The following is a 17,305-nucleotide window of genomic DNA, read 5'->3' as shown; positions in this document are numbered from 1 at the left end:
ATCTTACTTCTGATAAGTTTGTCTTCCGTACCCATTAGCTTTCTCCTTTCTGATTTTGTTTTATTTCCCCTCAGAAAGAATAGCTCGTGGGTACTTCCTTTTCAATTACCCAACTGTCAGATTTGATCGGAACTAATACATCTAAATTAAACCTCTATTTTACCTTATTACCTGTTGTCTATTTCCACTATTTCATTCAGCCTGTCCTGAAAGTCCGAGATCGCAGCATTCACGCGCACCCAGGCGTTCATCATCGGGATGCCGACAGGGTCATCGACAAACTTGTTCATGGCCTTTTTGAGGCAGCATACGAAGGCTTCGGATGCGTCGATTTCACTGTGACGGTCGTAAACGAGACCGTTTATCATCGACAGTGCATTATACTTCTCAATGGCGTTTCTCGACTCTTCCACATAGGATGTCAGCAAGGACCTCATGAAGGACTGGCTGATTATTATTCCGTCCTGGCTTATTACCCTTAAAAGCGCTTCGGCGATATCAGTTGCCATTCTGATAAGCCCCAGTTCCGGCTTTTCCCTCTCGAGCAGCTGGTGTTTGTGTTCATAGGATTCAGTCAGTTCAACCTGGCAGATCCGGCATTGGGCGGTGCGATGATAGACCTCGTTCAAAAGAGACACTTCCAGTCCCCATGTGGGCGATATTCTTATGCTGCGTGCTAGCGGGGTAATAAGCGCAAATTCCCCTGAAAGCGCATATCTGAAGGCGCCTAAATACTCAAGAAATTCATTCTGCTTCACGAGCCGCTTGAGACAGTTGATCAGCGGTATGTAAAAGAGTCTCGTTACCCTGCCGTAAAGCCTGTCGGTTACTCTTGCATAGAAGCCTTTGCTGAATTCGTAATCAAGGGCCGGATGCACGACCGGATAAATGAGACGGGCGAGAATTTCTCTGGAATAGTTCAGTATGTCGCAGTCGTGAAGTGCTATGGCATCGACATCTTTGTCTGAAAGTATGTAGCCCATCGTCATCCAGACAGATTGTCCCTTGCCTCGATTTGAAAGCTTGAATTCGTTCGCCCTTAACTCATCATAGAGAGTTTTGATTCCAGGCCCGTCATGCCAGACGATCCTTACTTTTGTGGACAGCGCAGACATGATCTTTTTCACTCTCCGGAACTGTTTTTCATCAGCCCTGTCCAGAGAAAGGACAATCTTGTCGAGGTAATGAACATTCTTAAGCTCTTCGATTATTCCAGGCATTGCCGGCGTATCGAATTCGGTCACAAGCGCAGGAAGTAGAAGGACCATCTTCCGTTTCATTGAGATCAGCATCAGGTCGTTTTCGATCTCTTCCAGAGGTCTTGCCCTTAACTTTTGAAGCGTTGCAATCTTTCCGAACTGGTAGAAGTCCGACATATTGCACCCCCTACTTTTTTATTTCCAGATTTTGATCAGGTAATCCTTCATGGATTCGAACACCCCGGCATGTGCATCGAACACGGCTTCTGATTCCTCCGCTGTTTTGTCTCCGAGTTCATTGACAAGAGACGCAACCCTTCCATAATAAAGCGGGATCATTGTCCTGAGGACCTTCATCCGCTGTCTCGGCGTTGAATGAAAGGCGTTCGCATACCGGTACACAATCCTGACCCAGGTTTCATCCGGAACATGAAACCGTTTCTTTGAAGTGTTCCGGACCAGTTTTCTGATTACCTCATAATCATCTTTCTCAAGGATCCCGCTCCATATGCCTTTAAAATTGCGGTATCCCATCTTGAAATAATCGATCAATTCATCCTGATTGATATTGAACGGTTCTGGTGATTGGGTCGGAAACTCTCCCATCAGAGTGACATCTTTTGAAGCCTTGACATTTTTCCAGTACTCCTCATTCTGTTCCATCAACCTGAAGATAGTTCCCACGACCTGGCTGAACATCGGTCCGAGGTCCGAAGAAGGATCCTTTTTCCCATGGATTTTTACGCCGAGACTCGCCTGACATATCGAAAATCCTCCTACTATCGCCATGGTGGTCATCCATATGTCTATCCCGAACCTGGCGACATCGGTCTCCCAGACATCACTCTGATCGAGATAATACTTGCACAGCTTTGGCGACAGGCCGAAATCGCCACCTATGGGCTGTCTTATACGCATTCCGTATAGTGCTCTGGTGAGATTGCAGGCAATCGTATTGGTGATCGTGGCGTCGAACTTGTAGCGCTGATAGTCCGGCGCAACAAAATCATAACCGAACATAACAGGGTCGATTATATTTTTGACCCATTGGGGTGTTATTGACAGAAGGTCCGAATCAAATACGACAATAGCCTTTGGCTTCAGGAAGTCAGCCGCCTCGAAGATGGCCCTCAATGCGGAGCCCTTGCCCGGGAGACCTCTGTATATGGTTACTATCTTTTCTATACCGTAAGATCTTTCATCAAAAAGCAGTGCCACTTCCCTGGTATCATCGGTTGATCCTCCATCGGATACGATAATAAGGGTTCTATGCTCGGAATAATGCTTCTGAATACCCTTTGTAGCTGTTTCAAGTACATGTGCAATGGTTGTATCGCAATGAAAACTCGGGATGCCTATTACTATATCCGCGCTCTCGAGTTGTTCGATCTTGGTTCTGACATGGTCTCTCAAGGATGTCGAAAATCGTTTATGATCCAACGCATCCTCCTTTCAACACTCAGTTAAGAGTTGTTTTCTAATAAGCGTTCGATAATGGAAGTAACGGCATCATTCCACCCCATGCTTCCCGGATATCTGGCACGTATCATTCCGGGCAGGTCGATATCGGCATATGAGCCGTCAGGGTGAGGAATCAGAACAGGAATATCGACACAGGAAAGTATGGAAAAGTCATTTTGCGAGTCTCCAATGCCAATAGTAAGCATTTCCCGCAATCTTGTTCTCGAATAGATGCTTCTGAGCCGGCCTACTGCTAGCCCTTTGTTGCTGCTACTTCCAATGAAATGATAAAATCGGCCGCCTTCTGTTATCGCTATACCCCTCAGATTTGCAGATGCTCTTAGTGCAGGTATCATTTTTCTGTTGCCGATTATGAACGGCTCAGTGAATTCCCTCATCTTTGCCATACCTGCCTGTTCAAGAGAAAGACCAGACAATTCAGAAATCTCGGCGGCTGACATATCACCGAAACCCTTCACCTGATAATCCTTGCTTATACTGCTTACGAAAGATCGTATTGCCATGTAGTTTAGTCCAAGCATTATCAGCCGGTATTCTCCGATGGCCTGTGCATCCTTGCTGCAAATGATCTCATAATCTTTCGGGATATATATGGCGCTGCCGTTCTCGACAATGAATGGATCTCTTATCCCTGCTGCCTTCTGCAGTATTTCAATCTCCATCCTTGTCTTGCTCGAACAGAATATCAGTGGAATGGACTTACTTCTGATAAACTTGAGAGCGCGCTTGGCATCCGAAAAGGAATAGTCATCATGATTAAGCAGGGAGCCGTCAAGATCTGTAAATATGAGTGTCCTCTGACACAAATCATCTAAATTTTTTCTGTACATTTTTATACCTCTTGCCGGACGAAAAAATTGCTTTTTTAAAGATTGCTGGCGGGATGATAATGATATGGCACCCCCCGTTTTCACGGATGGCGGCCCGACCATCTTTTGACCTCTGAGATAAACCCAGACCCTAATATTAGCATATTCTAATGATACTAGTCCTTAGATGCTTTGTCAACTTTATTACTGTGCGAATAATTCGAGTACTGTCAGATTTAAAGTCGATTGAACACGCATGATGTTGAACAGTATCAAGCTCGGGTTTGTTGAGAAATTAATTGTTGTTGTCTTTTAAGCTTTCTTGATAGCCTTTTCATTTTCCGCCGGTTCGCATTTTACTGCTGCTCCATCGGGATTTTTATCAATAAGGGGTTTAGGCTCGACTTCCTTGAGATTTACTTCCCTTAAGAATCTTCTCAAAAGAGTTTCTTCAGGGTCTTTAACTTTCTTCAATGCCTGGGCAAGGTCGATCCTTCCTGCCGCATAAGTTTCATGGCCTCCGCCGGACCCTATTCCCTGGCATATCTTGTTTGCCAGCACTCCGGCCATATGATTTGATCTGGTGGTCCTGATCGAGAAAAGTATGCTCCCGTTATGCCTTCCATAACATAGACACCACCTGATGCCCTCAATCCTGATAAGTTCGTCCGCGAACTCGCCTATCATTTCGGGCCAGCTGATTTTTTCAACCTTGGCTATTACTGCATCTTCATGGATCATGGCACTTTTGAGTATTGAATAAAGCTCATTGAAGTATTCTCTCGGCAGTTTGGGATTCTCAATCTTTGCCAGCTTCTTCTGGAGGATATGCGGATACAGAAAGGCGAAGGCCCTTTCATCTATCTCTGATGAAATCCTGCCTGTGCCGCTTATGTCGGTTTTTATTCCGTAAACAAGCGCCGTGGCGACCTTGCTGTCGATTTTCAAACCCAGGGTGCGTAAGTATTGAGTCATGATCGTGGAAGTCGAACCCATTTCCTTCCGGACGTCTATGAATTCTGCGTTTAATGTCTGCTTTCTGATGGGATGATGGTCAATGACGATTGAGGCGGTTATCCCTTTATTAAGGTGTACATTGCCTGAATAAGGCTGGCAGTCGACGAAAGCAATGATTGAATAGTTCCTAGGGTTGATCTTGCTGGTGTGAACCATATCGATATCGAGCAGCTGAACCATATTTTTGTTTTCAGACCTTCCGATCATACCGCCGTATGTAATGACAGACTGAACGCCCATTGTCTTCTTGAAGATGTATTTAAGAGCAAATGCGGATGCTATGCTGTCTGGATCGGGGTTGTCATGAACCATTATCAGAACCTTGCGTCTTCCTTTGACAATGTTTAACAGCTTTTCTTCCAGTTCCTGTTTTGTAATCACTTTCATCTACTCCAGTATGTTATGTATTGTTTCCATGACACGATTTGTATGGCTTCCCTGCCAGTAGAATCTGTTGCATTTGGGACAGTTGCTGAACGAATCGGTTGTGCTTAATACATATTCCGGAACATGGCCGGCTGCCATTGAATTATCTGCTGATACAAGGGGTTCGTTGCATATAAAGCAGAGAGAAAACGGCCTTAATTGAGTCTTCAGGGAAAATTTATCGTCCACTTCTTTTATCTGTTCGGCAATATGGTCTGATTTTATAAGGAAAAAATCTCTCTGAGAGGATAGTTTTACCGATCTGGTCAGTATTATCCTGCCAGCCGAACGTTCAGCTTCCATGATGACTCCTCTCATATTCTTCATATACAATGTATCAAACCCCAATATTCTCAGCCACTTTGCAAGCCTGCCAAGATTGCAGTCGCATATGAACTGTTGTCTATGCCCTGAATGCATCCTTAATATGGCTTATTTTCCCTGCAGCATCTATTGCCAGGACGTCAAACCTGACAGGTGAACCTGATATTCTATTTGATACAAGGAATCCTTCGGACGCCCTGATTATTCGTTTCTGTTTTGTTTCGTCGATCCACATAAGCGGGTGGTCATAACTGTCTGAAGAACTTGCCTTGACCTCTATAAAGACAATGCAATCCTTGTCCCTTGCAACAATGTCGATCTCGTTTCCATACCATCTGAAATTTCTTTTGATAATCGACAGCCTGTTTTTTTTAAGATACGAGACAGCGGTTTCTTCGCCTGAGCGGCCTTTTTCGACGGTTGTACTTTTATTTATTATGCCGGCTCTTCTGATCCGGTTGAAAAAGGTCTTTATCAGGGATTTACTGTCGGTCTCCATGGAGTTCATTTCAGATCCTGAATGCATCGCAAAGAACTCCTTTGAATGATTTTCTGTGAATAGGGCAGGGGCCAAGTAAACGTATTGCTGAATAATGGGCTTTTGTAGGGTAGCCCTTGTGGATCCTGAAGCCGTAACCCGGATAAAGACCATCCATGTCAGACATATACCTGTCTCTTGTTACTTTTGCAATAATACTGGCTGCTGAGATCGAGGGTTCGGTTGCATCTCCTCCGACAACAGGGATGCATTCACAGGACAGGTTTGGTTTTTTATTGCCGTCAACGAGTGCATAAACAGGTTTGATGTTAAGATTGTTGAAAGATTGTTCCATCGCCATCATCGTCGCCTTCAGGATATTGATCTTATCAATTATGTGTTCATCCACCATGGCGATGCCGCAGCTGACATCATCTGAATTTATAAGCAGTTCATAAAGGTGTTCCCGCTTTGACGGGCTGAGCTTCTTTGAGTCTTTGACGAGATTCCTGAGCGGCGACGCGGGAGAGATTACTGCGGAAGCGGCAACAACAGGACCGGCCAGCGGTCCTCTTCCTGCTTCGTCAATACCGCAGAGGGGCCATACCCCTCTGGTTAATAGACCCTCTTCGAGAGCCATTTCCTACTGTGTAAGCTCCTTGAGCCTTGCAGATTTACCTTTAAGTTCCCTGAGGAAGTAAAGCTTCGCCCTTCTTACCTTTGTATGGGTGATGACTTCAATCTTCTCCACATTTGGTGAATGCACTGGGAATACCCTTTCAACTCCAACCCCGTGAGAAACTTTTCTTACGGTTACCGTTTCCCGGTTTGTTCCCCTGTGTCTGCCGATGATCGTACCTTCAAACACCTGTGTACGCTGTTTGGTACCTTCGATAATCCTTGTGGAGACCTTTACCTTATCTCCTATCCGGAGTTCCGGCAGTTCGCTTTTCATCTGCTCTTTTTCAAACTCTTCCACATAACCCATATGTTACCTCCCTAGAAGCCTGTCTATTGCTATGGATACCGCCGACCTGACCGACAGGTGGTTATAGCCTGTCCCTGCATCAATCGGTTCGACGACAGCATCCGCTTTTTCCAAAAAACTCTCTGCCAATCCCCATCCTGTTCCAAAAACCAGGCATATATTTTCTGTGTTAATCCTTTTTTTGAGCTCAATCCACGAGATGGTTTTATTATAACCTCTTGCGGATGTAACCACTATCAGCGGATTATCATCAGCCTTTATCTCATCAATGCTTTCCGCCAGTCTGACAACCTCAAAGGCCTTTTTCCTCAGCGGGTTATAATGTCCTCCATAACCCGTGCGCCAGTGAGACATTATCTTCTCGGCAAAATCACGCTGAACCTGATACGGATGAACGATATAGAGCTTATCTATGCCATATGTCAAGCAAACTCTTGCCAAATCATGCAAATCCAGGTTTGTAATGGCGGTTGTGACTTCTTCGCCGTTTTTATCCATGCAGGGATAATGCAGAAGGGCTATGCTCAGCATCATTCTTCCTCAGAAAGTTTTCTGTCCAGCTTGTTAAATGTATATGAGTTGAAAAGATCAGGGCGCTGGTGTTTTGTTTTGAGTAGCGCCATCTTTCTTCTGTAAAGGCGGATATTTTCATGATCTCCTGAAAGCAGTACCTCCGGGACCTTTTTGCCCATGAATTCGGGAGGCCTGGTATAATGCGGGTGCTCCAGAAGACCGTCATAATGGGAATCACCGGTGATGGTTGTGTCCATACCAAGCACGCCCGGTATAAGGCGTATGACCGCATCGGCAATTGTCATTGCGGGTATTTCGCCGCCTGTCAGCACATAGTCTCCGATTGATAGTTCTTCGTCTACGAACAATTCCGTCACCCTCTCATCAATGCCTTCATAATGGCCGCAGATTATCGTTATTATATCCATACGGCTCAAACGCAGGGCATCGGCCTGGGTAAAAAGCGAGCCTCTTGGTGTGGTTAAAATCACATGGCCTTTCTCGGAATATGATGACAGGGCATCGGCAACAGGACCAGGTTTTATGACCATTCCGCCGCCGCCTCCATAAGGGGTGTCATCCACTACTTTATGGGGACCTTCTCCGAACTTTCTTAGATCCGTCAAGTTAATTGAGGCAAGTCCTTTTGAAACAGCCCGCTTGATTATGCTCTCCTCGAAGATGCCGTTAAACATGCCGGGAAAGAGTGTAATTATGTTGATTGTCATAATGAAGAAGCCTCAGGTCAGGTCGAGGATCTCTTCGAGACTTTCAATATCTACGGTCATTACATTTTTTTCAATCGATATTTCTTTTACTACGCTTACTGTCCATGGGATCATGTGCTGTTTGATTTTATCAACGACGAATACATCGTTGCTGCCTGTCGGGATAATGGAAAAGATTTCGCCCAGTTCACGGTCTTTTATATCAACCACCTTCATGCCGATAAGGTCATCCCAGTAAAATTCATTATCTTCCGTCTCCGGCAGCAACTCGCGGCTTACATATATATTCTGTCCCTGAAGCTCTTCGACCTGTGAAATGCCGGTTATGCCTTCAAGCTGCAAAACGAAACCATTCTTTCTTTTTTCGAGGGATATAAGTTTCCTTGATGGACCTTTTTCACCGATTATGTATTGGTCATACTGATTGAATGTGTCCCCGAGCGGGGTAATCCACATTTTGCCCTTCAGGCCGTTAGGGGCCTTTACCCTTCCAACGGCTAAGACATCATGTCCCATTTATTATTCAATAATCTCCAGGACGGCCCTTTTCCTGATCTTGGTTGAGGCCGCGGTCAAGATGGTGCGCATTGCGCGGGCGGTACGGCCTTCTTTTCCGATTACTTTTCCAAGGTCTGGTTTTGCCACCCTGAGTTCTATTACCGAGGTAACTTCACCTTCTATTTCGGTGACCTGAACAGCTTCCGGATCGTCAACGAGCGCTTTGGCGATATATTCGATAATATCCTTCAACATAGCCACCTCCGCAGGAGAGTCAGATTATTATTAGGCAGTAATCCCTTTTTCTTTTACGAGTTTTTTTACTGCAGGTGACATGCGACCACCCTTTTCGACCCAGAACTTTATCTTTTCCATATCGAGATTGATGCTTTCTTCTCTGTTCTTGGGATTAAAGAAACCGACTATATCAAGGGAGCGGCCGTCCCTGCGTGTTCTCGAATCCAGTACAACTACCCTGTAAAAGGGCTTTTTCTTTGCGCCGCAACGGGTCAGTCTGATGCTTAATGACATTAAGTATTCCTCCGGTTTAAACTTTTTGGGATGACATATATTCAATCACGCCCACTGTCAAGATAATTGCAGCAGAAAGCAGCAACACAGGATTAATGCAATTGAGAAATAATGTTTGAAACTTATGAATAATGCACTTGAAAAAAAAGGTACTCAAAGATATTGAGAATGCCTGGGAAGAATGATGATTCATGAAGGGGGTTCGTTCAACGGCAGGACGCTGGCCTTTGAAGCCATGAATGTAGGTTCGATTCCTACACCCCCTGCCAGTAAGGCGTAATTACTGTAGCAAGTCAGTTGAGTTAAGCCTTTCCATGATTTTCAGGTTGGCGTCCTCGTTAAGCAGGATATTTTTGGGGGATGAGAATTCCTCTAGCGGTATATCGTGGTCCTTGATCCATGCCACCATCCTTTTCAGGCGGTTTCCTGATGCAGGGAAAAGGGAGCCGTCGCCGCAGACATCCGCACCGAGTATGCGCTTGCGTTTCCCTATGAAGGTGATTGCTGAAAGAAGCTCTTCAAGCGCCATCGTCCCCTGCCGTCCGGGGTAGGCTGCGAAATTGTCAGACTCCCTCAGGCAATCCTTGTCGATGGTCAGGTAAACAGCATCCGTAGTGATGCGCGGCAGGACGCTTTCAAGGGTTGCTTCGATGCCGCCGTTGTCGCGCATGTTCTTCCAATTTGCTTGCGATGTCAGAAGTCCGGGCTCGAACTCCACGCATGGAAGCCTTCCCTTGATCCTTCCGAGAAGTAGCGAGCGCCGCATGGAGTTTGGATAGACCTCTATCCTCCCATCATGCAGGAGTCTCATTACGTGGCCAATCGGGCCCATGGGGAAGGGGGTCTCCAAGTTCATATCGAAATCGCCGTCTACGCCTAACTGTATCACCTTCCTGATATTGGGCAGCTTAAGTGTATTAACCACCCAGCAGCCGAAGTGGATGAAGTTCCGGTTAGGGGTTTTCCAGAAATCGGAATGGTCGTCGAAGTGGATTACTGTGGCAGGCTCCTTGATCAGGCTGATCCAGAGAAAGGCAAGGTGGTGGTAGTCGCCCGAACCATAGAAGATGACTTTTCTACCGGATGATGGGGCAGAAGAGGTGAACACATCTCTGAGCTGTTCAATTTCAGTAAGACTGCACCAGTATCTGAGAGCCTCTGATTTGTGCAGGTATGGAATTACGGCAGGCTGGTACCGGGCCATAAGCCTTTCCTGCCTTGTAACTGCTCCGTCTATGTCAAGGACAAATACCTTGAATGCATCGGGCGTTTCCATAATTAAAGCACCATTCAGTGCTCTATTTTCCTGTTCTGATAATCCGAATAATTGGGCACTATCCTTTCGTAGTCTTCATCCATAAGCGGTGACGATATCATGAAATCGGCGGTCGAGCGGTTGCAGGCAATCGGAATGTTCCAGACAGCGGCCATTCTTAAAAGAGCCTTGATATCGGTATCATGGGACATGGGTTCAAGGGGGTCCCAGAAAAAAATCATAAAATCGATTTCTCCGCCTACTATCATCGCGCCTATCTGCTGGTCGCCTCCCAGCGGGCCGCTCTGAAGCTTATTTACTTTGATGCCGAGGACTTCCTCAAGGAGCCTCCCTGTCGTACCTGTTGCGAATATTTTATGCTGGGCCAGAAGAATTTTATTGAATTTTGCCCACTCGAGCATTTCGACTTTCTTGTTGTCATGGGCGACGAGGGCGATCTTTTTTTTCTTCGACATTTTTATCGTATTGTATGTCACTTTCAAAATCTCCTGTTAAAGTCCGAATGCGGCCTTGAGCTTAAGGGCTTCTTCGCTCTTGCCCTGGATCTTAAGTTTACCCTGCATAAAGGCCATCTCGACCTTTTTCTTTTTCAGAAGGATGGCGGCCCATGTTCCCGCCGGGATTGAAATGGTAAACACAGCATCGTCCGGGAGCGAACCTTCCGTAAGCTCGGCCTTGCCGTCCTTTACCCTCATTGTGAATTTCATGGAAGGAGCGCTTCCTTCAGGTGTCAGCTGAAGGCCCATTACCGTTGACCAGCCCTCGGCGGCCGCAGGATTGAATCTTTCCGCAAGCTCCTTCGTGAGCTTTTCAGCCTGAGCGGCGTACTGCTCTGTGTTGCCGCCTATGCCCAGCATCTCGAATACATTCTTCTTCGGCATTTTTTTATATATATTCCTGGCACGATTGAAACATGCAACAAGCGCAGGCACCTTTGAATCGAGTTCCGACAGATATACCTCGCGGTGAAGCCTGTTTGATTTCTGTATGGCAATGGAAAACTTCAGGATATATCTGCCTTCTTCCGCTGAGAGCAGCGGCTTTTCCTTTCCGAGTATCGTATTGATGAAATTGAGCGTCGAGCCTTTGAAACCCTCGCCCCAGTCATCCGGTGCGTCGAAATGCTTCCATGAACCGTTGAAAAGGCTCACGGCAGGTCCTTCCCTGAGCAGGCCCGTACAGCGGTTGATTATTAAGATGCCTTTTGTGCCGCTGATTTCAATCCATTCATCATTGCCGTAATATTTGGAAGGTATTGCAAGATCGTTTCCGTATGTATATTCGCACATCCCGTATTTCATGCCGTCCTTGTGCTTCCACATTATAACGGCCGGACTGTCTATCACTCCATCGTCAACATAGTCTATCCATGATGCCACCCTTTCAATATCGCCAAGAAGAAACCATGTAGTGGCCCAGAGGTGATGGCCGTGGTCGAATGTCTGGAGACCTCTGCCTTCCTGGCCTTCCTTGACCCGCCATGCCCATGCGGATGAGGGAACCTCCCAGCCGCCCGAGCCTCCGCTTATGAGCTTTATCCTTATATTATGCGGCGTCCCTATTTCACCATCTTCCATCAGCTTTTTTGCCAGCAGGGTGGGCGGGTAGAAGACATAGTTGTCTGAGACCTTGAGAATCTTACCGGCCTTTTTTGCGGCGGCTATCATGGCGTCAGCCTCGGCCAGGGTATTTGCCATCGGTTTCTGGACAGCTACATGCTTGCCAGCGGCAAGCGCTTTTATCGTCATTTCAGCATGCATCATTGTAGGTGTCAGTATCTCGACCGCATCTATTTCATTATCAGCAAGTACCTCATCAAAGCTGGTGTAATGTTTTCGAATGTTCCATTCGGCTTTTCGTCTCAAGGCGGTAGCCTCATTCGTATCGCAGACTGCAAGAATCTGCGCATCCTTGTTTCCGACATAGCCGGGATAATGGACATCCGCTATCCTGCCCAGACCTACAAGAGCCACATTGATCATGTCATACCCTCCCTTAAAGGCCTATTTTGTGATGCTCCACCTGTACGCGTTCACACCAGTTGCCGACATTCCAGTCTCCGAAAACACCCATGCCTCCAAGTTCATCAGGGCCGTTATAAACAGGCACATGGACAAGAGAAAGCCCTTTGAACGCATGAGCCTCGGCCAGTGCTTTTTTAAGTTCTTTAACAGTATATCCTCCGAATATGCCTTTGACACCCTTGACCGAATTAGCCATTGCCACATAATCGACAGCCACGGTATCGTTTGTTTTATATTCCTTCGAGTACTGGGCGTATTGCAGGCCCGTTATCGCCGCCATCCTGCGGTTGTCGAAAATGACTATCATGCCTTTTGCCCCGTGCTGGACGCCGTCGATCAGGATTTGAGGGTTCATCATGAAACTGCCGTCTCCGCAGAAGGCTACTGGATACACATCAGACATGGCGCCGATCAGCACACCTGAAGATGCAAGGCCCATGTATGAAGCGCCTGTGTCCGTGAAGGTCTGGCCTTCGACTTTATCTTCCACGATCTGGAATCCGTTTGCCTGTACGTCTCCTGCATCGAACAGCTTGATTGCACCTGCAGCATCGGCAAAGTCGCAGACTGTCTTTATTGCGACAGGCTGTGTGAGCACCTTTCGTTTCCAGGCAGCATCAACAAGCCCGGTACAGGAATAACGTTCGTTTTTAAAAGCGGTCCATTCCGCACGTTTTTTCATAATGGCCTTTGTCCATGCGCCCTCTTTTTTTCCTGCGCATGTCTCGGTCAGGGATTCAATGAATGCCCTGAGATTTGACTTTGCGTCACCTGTGATTGCTATCGTTTTATTGTAGTGGAAGGCGTGGACGGGGTTGATGTTGAAGTTGATTATGGTTTTTGCCTTTTTCCACGCGGTTCCGGAGCAGTCCCACTGGCAGACAGCCCGGGCGCCTATGATTATTACCAGATCGGCCTCGTTCATTGCGAAATTACCTGAGATGGAACCCTTCGAGCCTCCGACCGTCATGTAGCGTTTCTCCGAATAGGGGACAATTCCTGATGCGTTAGGTCCGGAAACGATAGCCGCATCGATCAGGTTTGCGAGTTCGATTATTTCTCTGCCGCAGCCCCTGGCACCCTGACCTATCTTTATTGTTATCTTACGTGCAGCCTTCACGGCTTCGACCGCATCGAGAAAAATATTGGTATCGGCGCATTCGAGAAGGGGGATGTCAACCCTTTCAGGCAGTTCCGCAAGGTTGAAATTCCTTAATATGACAGGCTGCACATTCATTGGCGCCAGCATGAAGAACGGCTGTGCAAACTGGGCGCTTGTTGTTATGGCGCCGGCCCTGAGGGCTGAAACAACTGACCATGGCTCATAAACTGAATACGCCCGGCCCATATGGCTCATCATTTTAAGGAACAGACCCTGTTCGTTTCCGGGAATCTGCTGCATGTTGAAGCCTTCGTCCTGAGTGGTCTCATCTCCGTAGATATGCCATACGCCGGCACCGTTGGATGCTGCGGCCAGCGAACCCGCAAATGCATGCATGGCGCCGGGACCTATGGAGGTGATCATGGCAGCGGTCTCTCCGGTCACCATTTTAAGCACCGTTATGGCATGTGCACCCGCCGTTTCATGCCTGACATTAAAGGTCCTTACAAGGCCTGCTTCTTCATAGACCCTTAGAACTTCCGCTATGTCAGTCGTGCCGTGACCGAATATGGCGCAGAACTTTGTAACGCCCTGTTTCAGAAGACCCAGAACGATCGCTTCAGATACACTGATGTCGACAAACTGTGGGATCGCATGAGCGGCAATCGCATTATCTATGCAGCCGTATTTGGCTATCGCGGCTGCTCGTTCCTGTCTGTTCATCTAGATCCTCCTTTTAATGGCGTCCTTGATATCTGACGGCAGATTGTCGATGTCGAGAAGGCCGGATATGCCGGGGAATAAAAGGGCAGGTTTTATTACGTCATCTTCGAGGTCTGAAATGATCTGCGCAAGCGGTTTGTGCGTCGATTCCGAGACCCCGAAAAATAATTTCCTGCTTTGCTGCTGAGATTCTTCCCTGTGAGGCGGATACCCTTTGCCGAATCCGGTAACGGAAAAGAGCTTGTCGAATATGAATTTGAGATTGATATCTCCCGCCCAGCCGTAGCCTACAAGGAGCGGAAGGCTTATGCAGTTGCCGCCGTTTATCTTGCCGAAGAGCCATGCGTCCAGGTCGTTGGATAGAAGACCGCACATTACTCCGGGGTATTGAAGAGCGGAATTAAGAAATCCCAATCCTGTGCCGCAGCCGCCTACAACCATATCGACCTTCTTTGTTCCAAGAAGTAGTCCTGCAAGCAGCCCGGTCTGTATGTATGTCAGTTCGGGTTTGTCATCCGCCGATTTCATGCCGGCATTTATGATTTCATGCCCTCGTCCCTCAAGGGAAGCCACTATATCAGGATTTTTCACGACTGCACTGACTTCGCTGATAACTGCGATTTTCATGTTAAATCTCCCTTCGAAATTCTTTTTTAATTATCCTCGCCCATTGCGCCAGGGCCGAGGCGCCCGCCACCCATTCCGCAACGCGAGTGAATACGGGTATGCCAGTTTTTATTATCGCTGACCCCATCTTTTCAGAGTATGCCCCGCCTGTGGAGCAGCAGACAATGGGTTTGAGCTTTCTGGCGTTTATTGCGGCAAGCCGTTCTACGATGCTTTCATCAAGCGGCGCATTCTGGAATACGAAGAATGGCATTATTATATCAACGTTGTCATCCTTGATGAGCGTTTCTATAACGAACTCATAATCTGCGCCTGTAGCTGAACCAGTTACATCCACCGGATTTTCGACTATGTAGAAAAAGCTGAATTTATCGCGCATGGCTTTGAAGGATTCACGGCTTAATCTGGTGAGGTCAAGGTTCTTTGATGGAAACAGGTCAATAGCATTGACCATAGGACCCGCACCGTTAGATACAAGGGCAACACGATTTCCCCGGGCGGGCGGTTGAAGTGCCAAAGTGGCACAGGCCGCATACAGTTCGTGGAAGCTGTCTGTGAGGATTACTCCTCCCTGCTCGAGGGCGTCTTTGTATATTTCATAACTGCCTCCATATGCGCCAGTATGCGAGACAGCTGCATGAGCGGATACCTTATTCCGGCCGGTCTTGAATACAACAACGGGTTTGCCTGCGCTTCTTGCAATATTTACGCCTTCAAGGAATTTTCTGCCGTCTCCCAGTCCTTCAAGATAGCTGCCGATCACCTTTGTATCAGGATCGGTCGCGAGGTAGGCAATCAGGTCTCCTTCGTCAACGTCAACCCGGTTGCCATAGCTTACCATCTTGCTGACACCGGTATCGGCAGCGTTTTCAAGAAATGCGCAGCCCCAGGTTCCGCTTTGCGTGATAAAGCTGACAGGGCCTCCGCCCGGCCTTTTCAGTCTGCCCCTGGGATAGAAGAAAGAATCGAATCTGTTGTTGCCGTCAAAACTGCCTATGCAGTTAGGTCCTATGATCCTGACATCGTTAGCACGGGCAAGAGCACTTATCCGTCCTTCAATGTCTGCACGCTCTCCGCCAAGTTCCTTGCCACCTCCCGATACGATGAAGGCGTTATGTGCGCCGGTCTTTCCCATTTCGGTAATGATATCTGGTATAAGTTCAAGACCCACGCTTATTGCAACCATCTCAGGTATTTCGGGAAGCTCGGATAGCGACGCATATGCTTTAAGGCCGAGCACCTCTTTTACATTGGGATTGATGGGGTAGACCTTGCCTTTGAAGTTGAGGTTGATAAGAGAATCAAGAATCGTATAGCCGATTTTGCCAGGTGTATTCGATGCACCAATAACAGCAACACTCGCAGGATTAAAGAAACCGGTCATGTGAGAAACGCGCGGGCTTTCCATTGCAGACGTTTTCGCAGGAATTTCCTTATCCGAAATAACCATCTTGGCGTCAACCAGTATGCATCCTTCAGGTGATGCTATAAGCGGGTTGAAATCGATGGATTCATATTGACCGGCAAAATCTGTTCCGAATGATGCAATTGCATGGATGGCGTCCACGATTTTATCAACGGCAAGCGGGGCTTTACCGCGATAGCCGCTTAACAGCGGCCATGAATTCAAATGTTCGAGCGCTTCAAGGATGTCATTCCTGGTGAGCGGTATTGTTCTGAATACGACATCTCTCAGAAGGTCTGTAAGAATGCCGCCAAGACCCATCATGAGTACGGGACCGAATGCGTTATCATGCTGCAGTCCAATGATAAGCTCGGTTCCTTCCGGGGCCTGTTTTTCAACGAGCAATCCAAGATAACCTTCTATATTCTGTTTTTTAAAGTCCGTGTCCATTTCGTTGAAGGCCTCTCGGACCTCCTCTTTAGAGGAAAGATCGAGCCTTACACCTTTAAGTTCGGTTTTATGAAGAATCTTGTCAGATGACAATTTGAGGACAACCGGGAAACCCGTTTCTGATGAGAATTCGGCTGCTTCATCCATGGTTCTGCACAGTCTGCCTTCGGGAACCGGCACACCATAGAGACTGAGAATCTTTTTAAGCTCGTCTTCGGGGACTGTTTTCGCTCCCGATTGCCTCAACCCTGATATGCGCTTTAAAAAATCATATTTCATTTGCATGTGCCTGATTTCTGTGCGGCTTCAATATTCTGTCTTATATAGTCTGTTGATATGGACGGAACGAAAACGCAGGCAATCATCAATGGAACATCGCCTGTGTTCATGGTCTTATGGGGCACGCACGGAGGCGCATAAATGGCTGTGCCGGGTCTGATCTCGTACTCTTCGCCTTTCAGCCATGCCTTGCCTTTGCCGGACATGAATATCATGAGTTCGCCGGAATCATCATGCATGTGCATATCCGTGCATCCGCCATCGGGTGCAAGCGTTGAGATCAGGAAAGTAAAACCTTCAACATCCTGATTCATATCAGGGGACAGAATTATCTTTAGTTCCCGTTCAAACGGTTTGCCGACTTTACCTGCAGGAAAGTCATTGAAATCGACATAAGGCATACTTACCTCCTGGTATATATTGCGT

At 47.3% G+C, this 17,305-nt stretch carries 20 protein-coding genes and 1 tRNA gene; 1 reads left to right on the top strand and 20 read right to left on the bottom strand.

Annotation, left to right across the window (positions count from 1 at the left end; genetic code table 11):
- Positions 1–167: 167 nt before the first annotated feature.
- The 13 genes from VIS94_02075 to rpsP form a co-directional block, all read right to left on the bottom strand.
- Positions 168–1,376, bottom strand: coding sequence for a glycosyl transferase (locus VIS94_02075; GenBank protein HEY9159862.1), 1,209 nt, complete (start codon positions 1,374–1,376; stop codon positions 168–170).
- 18 nt (positions 1,377–1,394) lie between these two features.
- Positions 1,395–2,639 (bottom strand): glycosyltransferase, encoded by a 1,245-nt coding sequence (locus VIS94_02070; GenBank protein HEY9159861.1) that lies wholly within the window; start codon positions 2,637–2,639, stop codon positions 1,395–1,397.
- Positions 2,640–2,662: 23 nt separating this feature from the next.
- A complete protein-coding gene (locus VIS94_02065) occupies positions 2,663–3,511 on the bottom strand; it encodes an HAD-IIB family hydrolase (protein HEY9159860.1) in 849 nt (282 codons plus the stop codon).
- 291 nt (positions 3,512–3,802) lie between these two features.
- Complete coding sequence (locus tag VIS94_02060) at positions 3,803–4,894, bottom strand: DHH family phosphoesterase (GenBank protein ID HEY9159859.1); 1,092 nt, start codon at positions 4,892–4,894, stop codon at positions 3,803–3,805.
- On the bottom strand, positions 4,895–5,353 hold the full coding sequence (locus tag VIS94_02055) for a Mut7-C RNAse domain-containing protein (protein HEY9159858.1): 459 nt from the start codon (positions 5,351–5,353) through the stop codon (positions 4,895–4,897).
- Positions 5,337–5,783: a YraN family protein gene (locus VIS94_02050; protein HEY9159857.1), complete on the bottom strand. Its 447-nt coding sequence runs from the start codon at positions 5,781–5,783 to the stop codon at positions 5,337–5,339. The genes VIS94_02055 and VIS94_02050 overlap by 17 nt, the downstream gene beginning before the upstream one ends.
- Positions 5,767–6,375, bottom strand: coding sequence for a ribonuclease HII (locus VIS94_02045; GenBank protein HEY9159856.1), 609 nt, complete (start codon positions 6,373–6,375; stop codon positions 5,767–5,769). The genes VIS94_02050 and VIS94_02045 overlap by 17 nt, the downstream gene beginning before the upstream one ends.
- 3 nt (positions 6,376–6,378) lie before the next feature.
- A complete protein-coding gene (gene rplS / locus VIS94_02040) occupies positions 6,379–6,723 on the bottom strand; it encodes a 50S ribosomal protein L19 (protein ID HEY9159855.1) in 345 nt (114 codons plus the stop codon).
- Positions 6,724–6,726: 3 nt separating this feature from the next.
- Positions 6,727–7,257 (bottom strand): RNA methyltransferase, encoded by a 531-nt coding sequence (locus VIS94_02035; protein ID HEY9159854.1) that lies wholly within the window; start codon positions 7,255–7,257, stop codon positions 6,727–6,729.
- The gene (trmD, locus tag VIS94_02030) at positions 7,254–7,964 is read right to left on the bottom strand and encodes a tRNA (guanosine(37)-N1)-methyltransferase TrmD (GenBank protein HEY9159853.1); all 711 of its coding nucleotides are present in this window, start codon (positions 7,962–7,964) and stop codon (positions 7,254–7,256) included. Before trmD ends, VIS94_02035 begins: the two co-directional genes overlap by 4 nt.
- 12 nt (positions 7,965–7,976) lie before the next feature.
- Positions 7,977–8,480, bottom strand: a complete 504-nt coding sequence (gene rimM / locus VIS94_02025) for a ribosome maturation factor RimM (GenBank protein ID HEY9159852.1) — start codon at positions 8,478–8,480, stop codon at positions 7,977–7,979.
- 3 nt (positions 8,481–8,483) lie between these two features.
- Positions 8,484–8,717 (bottom strand): KH domain-containing protein, encoded by a 234-nt coding sequence (locus tag VIS94_02020; GenBank protein HEY9159851.1) that lies wholly within the window; start codon positions 8,715–8,717, stop codon positions 8,484–8,486.
- A 30-nt stretch (positions 8,718–8,747) separates the two neighbouring features.
- Positions 8,748–8,993 (bottom strand): 30S ribosomal protein S16, encoded by a 246-nt coding sequence (gene rpsP, locus VIS94_02015; protein HEY9159850.1) that lies wholly within the window; start codon positions 8,991–8,993, stop codon positions 8,748–8,750.
- A gap of 195 nt (positions 8,994–9,188) precedes the next feature.
- Between rpsP and VIS94_02010 the strand changes: the two genes are divergently transcribed.
- Positions 9,189–9,262 (top strand) — tRNA-Gln (locus VIS94_02010).
- 11 nt (positions 9,263–9,273) lie between these two features.
- On the opposite strand, the gene VIS94_02005 is transcribed toward VIS94_02010, so the two are convergent.
- Genes VIS94_02005 through VIS94_01975 form a run of 7 tightly spaced genes read right to left on the bottom strand, consistent with a single transcriptional unit; the run spans position 9,274 to position 17,280 of the window.
- On the bottom strand, positions 9,274–10,269 hold the full coding sequence (locus VIS94_02005; protein HEY9159849.1) for a hypothetical protein: 996 nt from the start codon (positions 10,267–10,269) through the stop codon (positions 9,274–9,276).
- A gap of 14 nt (positions 10,270–10,283) precedes the next feature.
- Positions 10,284–10,745 (bottom strand): methylglyoxal synthase, encoded by a 462-nt coding sequence (locus VIS94_02000; GenBank protein ID HEY9159848.1) that lies wholly within the window; start codon positions 10,743–10,745, stop codon positions 10,284–10,286.
- A gap of 15 nt (positions 10,746–10,760) precedes the next feature.
- On the bottom strand, positions 10,761–12,251 hold the full coding sequence (locus tag VIS94_01995) for a Gfo/Idh/MocA family oxidoreductase (protein ID HEY9159847.1): 1,491 nt from the start codon (positions 12,249–12,251) through the stop codon (positions 10,761–10,763).
- A 13-nt stretch (positions 12,252–12,264) separates the two neighbouring features.
- Positions 12,265–14,118, bottom strand: coding sequence for a thiamine pyrophosphate-dependent enzyme (locus VIS94_01990; GenBank protein HEY9159846.1), 1,854 nt, complete (start codon positions 14,116–14,118; stop codon positions 12,265–12,267).
- A complete protein-coding gene (locus VIS94_01985) occupies positions 14,119–14,745 on the bottom strand; it encodes an RpiB/LacA/LacB family sugar-phosphate isomerase (protein ID HEY9159845.1) in 627 nt (208 codons plus the stop codon).
- A gap of 1 nt (position 14,746) precedes the next feature.
- Complete coding sequence (locus VIS94_01980) at positions 14,747–16,879, bottom strand: acetate--CoA ligase family protein (protein HEY9159844.1); 2,133 nt, start codon at positions 16,877–16,879, stop codon at positions 14,747–14,749.
- On the bottom strand, positions 16,876–17,280 hold the full coding sequence (locus VIS94_01975) for a cupin domain-containing protein (GenBank protein HEY9159843.1): 405 nt from the start codon (positions 17,278–17,280) through the stop codon (positions 16,876–16,878). The genes VIS94_01980 and VIS94_01975 overlap by 4 nt, the downstream gene beginning before the upstream one ends.
- Positions 17,281–17,305 lie beyond the last annotated feature (25 nt).

The organism is Desulfomonilia bacterium, from assembly GCA_036567785.1.
Classification (GTDB): domain Bacteria; phylum Desulfobacterota; class Desulfomonilia; order UBA1062; family UBA1062; genus DATCTV01.
The sequence above is the reverse complement of the archived record's forward strand: the minus strand, read 5'-3'. Positions and strand labels throughout refer to the sequence as shown.

What these genes read in the sequence shown, in the direction of transcription:
- trmD (HEY9159853.1), bottom strand. Translation starts at nt 7,964, where the DNA reads ATGACAATCAACATAATTACACTCTTTCCCGGCATGTTTAACGGCATC.
- rpsP (HEY9159850.1), bottom strand. Translation starts at nt 8,993, where the DNA reads ATGTCATTAAGCATCAGACTGACCCGTTGCGGCGCAAAGAAAAAGCCC.
- VIS94_02035 (HEY9159854.1), bottom strand. Translation starts at nt 7,257, where the DNA reads ATGATGCTGAGCATAGCCCTTCTGCATTATCCCTGCATGGATAAAAAC.
- VIS94_01990 (HEY9159846.1), bottom strand. Translation starts at nt 14,118, where the DNA reads ATGAACAGACAGGAACGAGCAGCCGCGATAGCCAAATACGGCTGCATA.
- VIS94_02005 (HEY9159849.1), bottom strand. Translation starts at nt 10,269, where the DNA reads ATGGAAACGCCCGATGCATTCAAGGTATTTGTCCTTGACATAGACGGA.
- VIS94_01995 (HEY9159847.1), bottom strand. Translation starts at nt 12,251, where the DNA reads ATGATCAATGTGGCTCTTGTAGGTCTGGGCAGGATAGCGGATGTCCAT.
- rimM (HEY9159852.1), bottom strand. Translation starts at nt 8,480, where the DNA reads ATGGGACATGATGTCTTAGCCGTTGGAAGGGTAAAGGCCCCTAACGGC.
- VIS94_02075 (HEY9159862.1), bottom strand. Translation starts at nt 1,376, where the DNA reads ATGTCGGACTTCTACCAGTTCGGAAAGATTGCAACGCTTCAAAAGTTA.
- VIS94_02050 (HEY9159857.1), bottom strand. Translation starts at nt 5,783, where the DNA reads ATGCATTCAGGATCTGAAATGAACTCCATGGAGACCGACAGTAAATCC.
- VIS94_02055 (HEY9159858.1), bottom strand. Translation starts at nt 5,353, where the DNA reads ATGCATTCAGGGCATAGACAACAGTTCATATGCGACTGCAATCTTGGC.
- VIS94_01975 (HEY9159843.1), bottom strand. Translation starts at nt 17,280, where the DNA reads ATGCCTTATGTCGATTTCAATGACTTTCCTGCAGGTAAAGTCGGCAAA.
- VIS94_02045 (HEY9159856.1), bottom strand. Translation starts at nt 6,375, where the DNA reads ATGGCTCTCGAAGAGGGTCTATTAACCAGAGGGGTATGGCCCCTCTGC.
- VIS94_02065 (HEY9159860.1), bottom strand. Translation starts at nt 3,511, where the DNA reads ATGTACAGAAAAAATTTAGATGATTTGTGTCAGAGGACACTCATATTT.
- rplS (HEY9159855.1), bottom strand. Translation starts at nt 6,723, where the DNA reads ATGGGTTATGTGGAAGAGTTTGAAAAAGAGCAGATGAAAAGCGAACTG.
- VIS94_01985 (HEY9159845.1), bottom strand. Translation starts at nt 14,745, where the DNA reads ATGAAAATCGCAGTTATCAGCGAAGTCAGTGCAGTCGTGAAAAATCCT.
- VIS94_02060 (HEY9159859.1), bottom strand. Translation starts at nt 4,894, where the DNA reads ATGAAAGTGATTACAAAACAGGAACTGGAAGAAAAGCTGTTAAACATT.
- VIS94_01980 (HEY9159844.1), bottom strand. Translation starts at nt 16,879, where the DNA reads ATGAAATATGATTTTTTAAAGCGCATATCAGGGTTGAGGCAATCGGGA.
- VIS94_02020 (HEY9159851.1), bottom strand. Translation starts at nt 8,717, where the DNA reads ATGTTGAAGGATATTATCGAATATATCGCCAAAGCGCTCGTTGACGAT.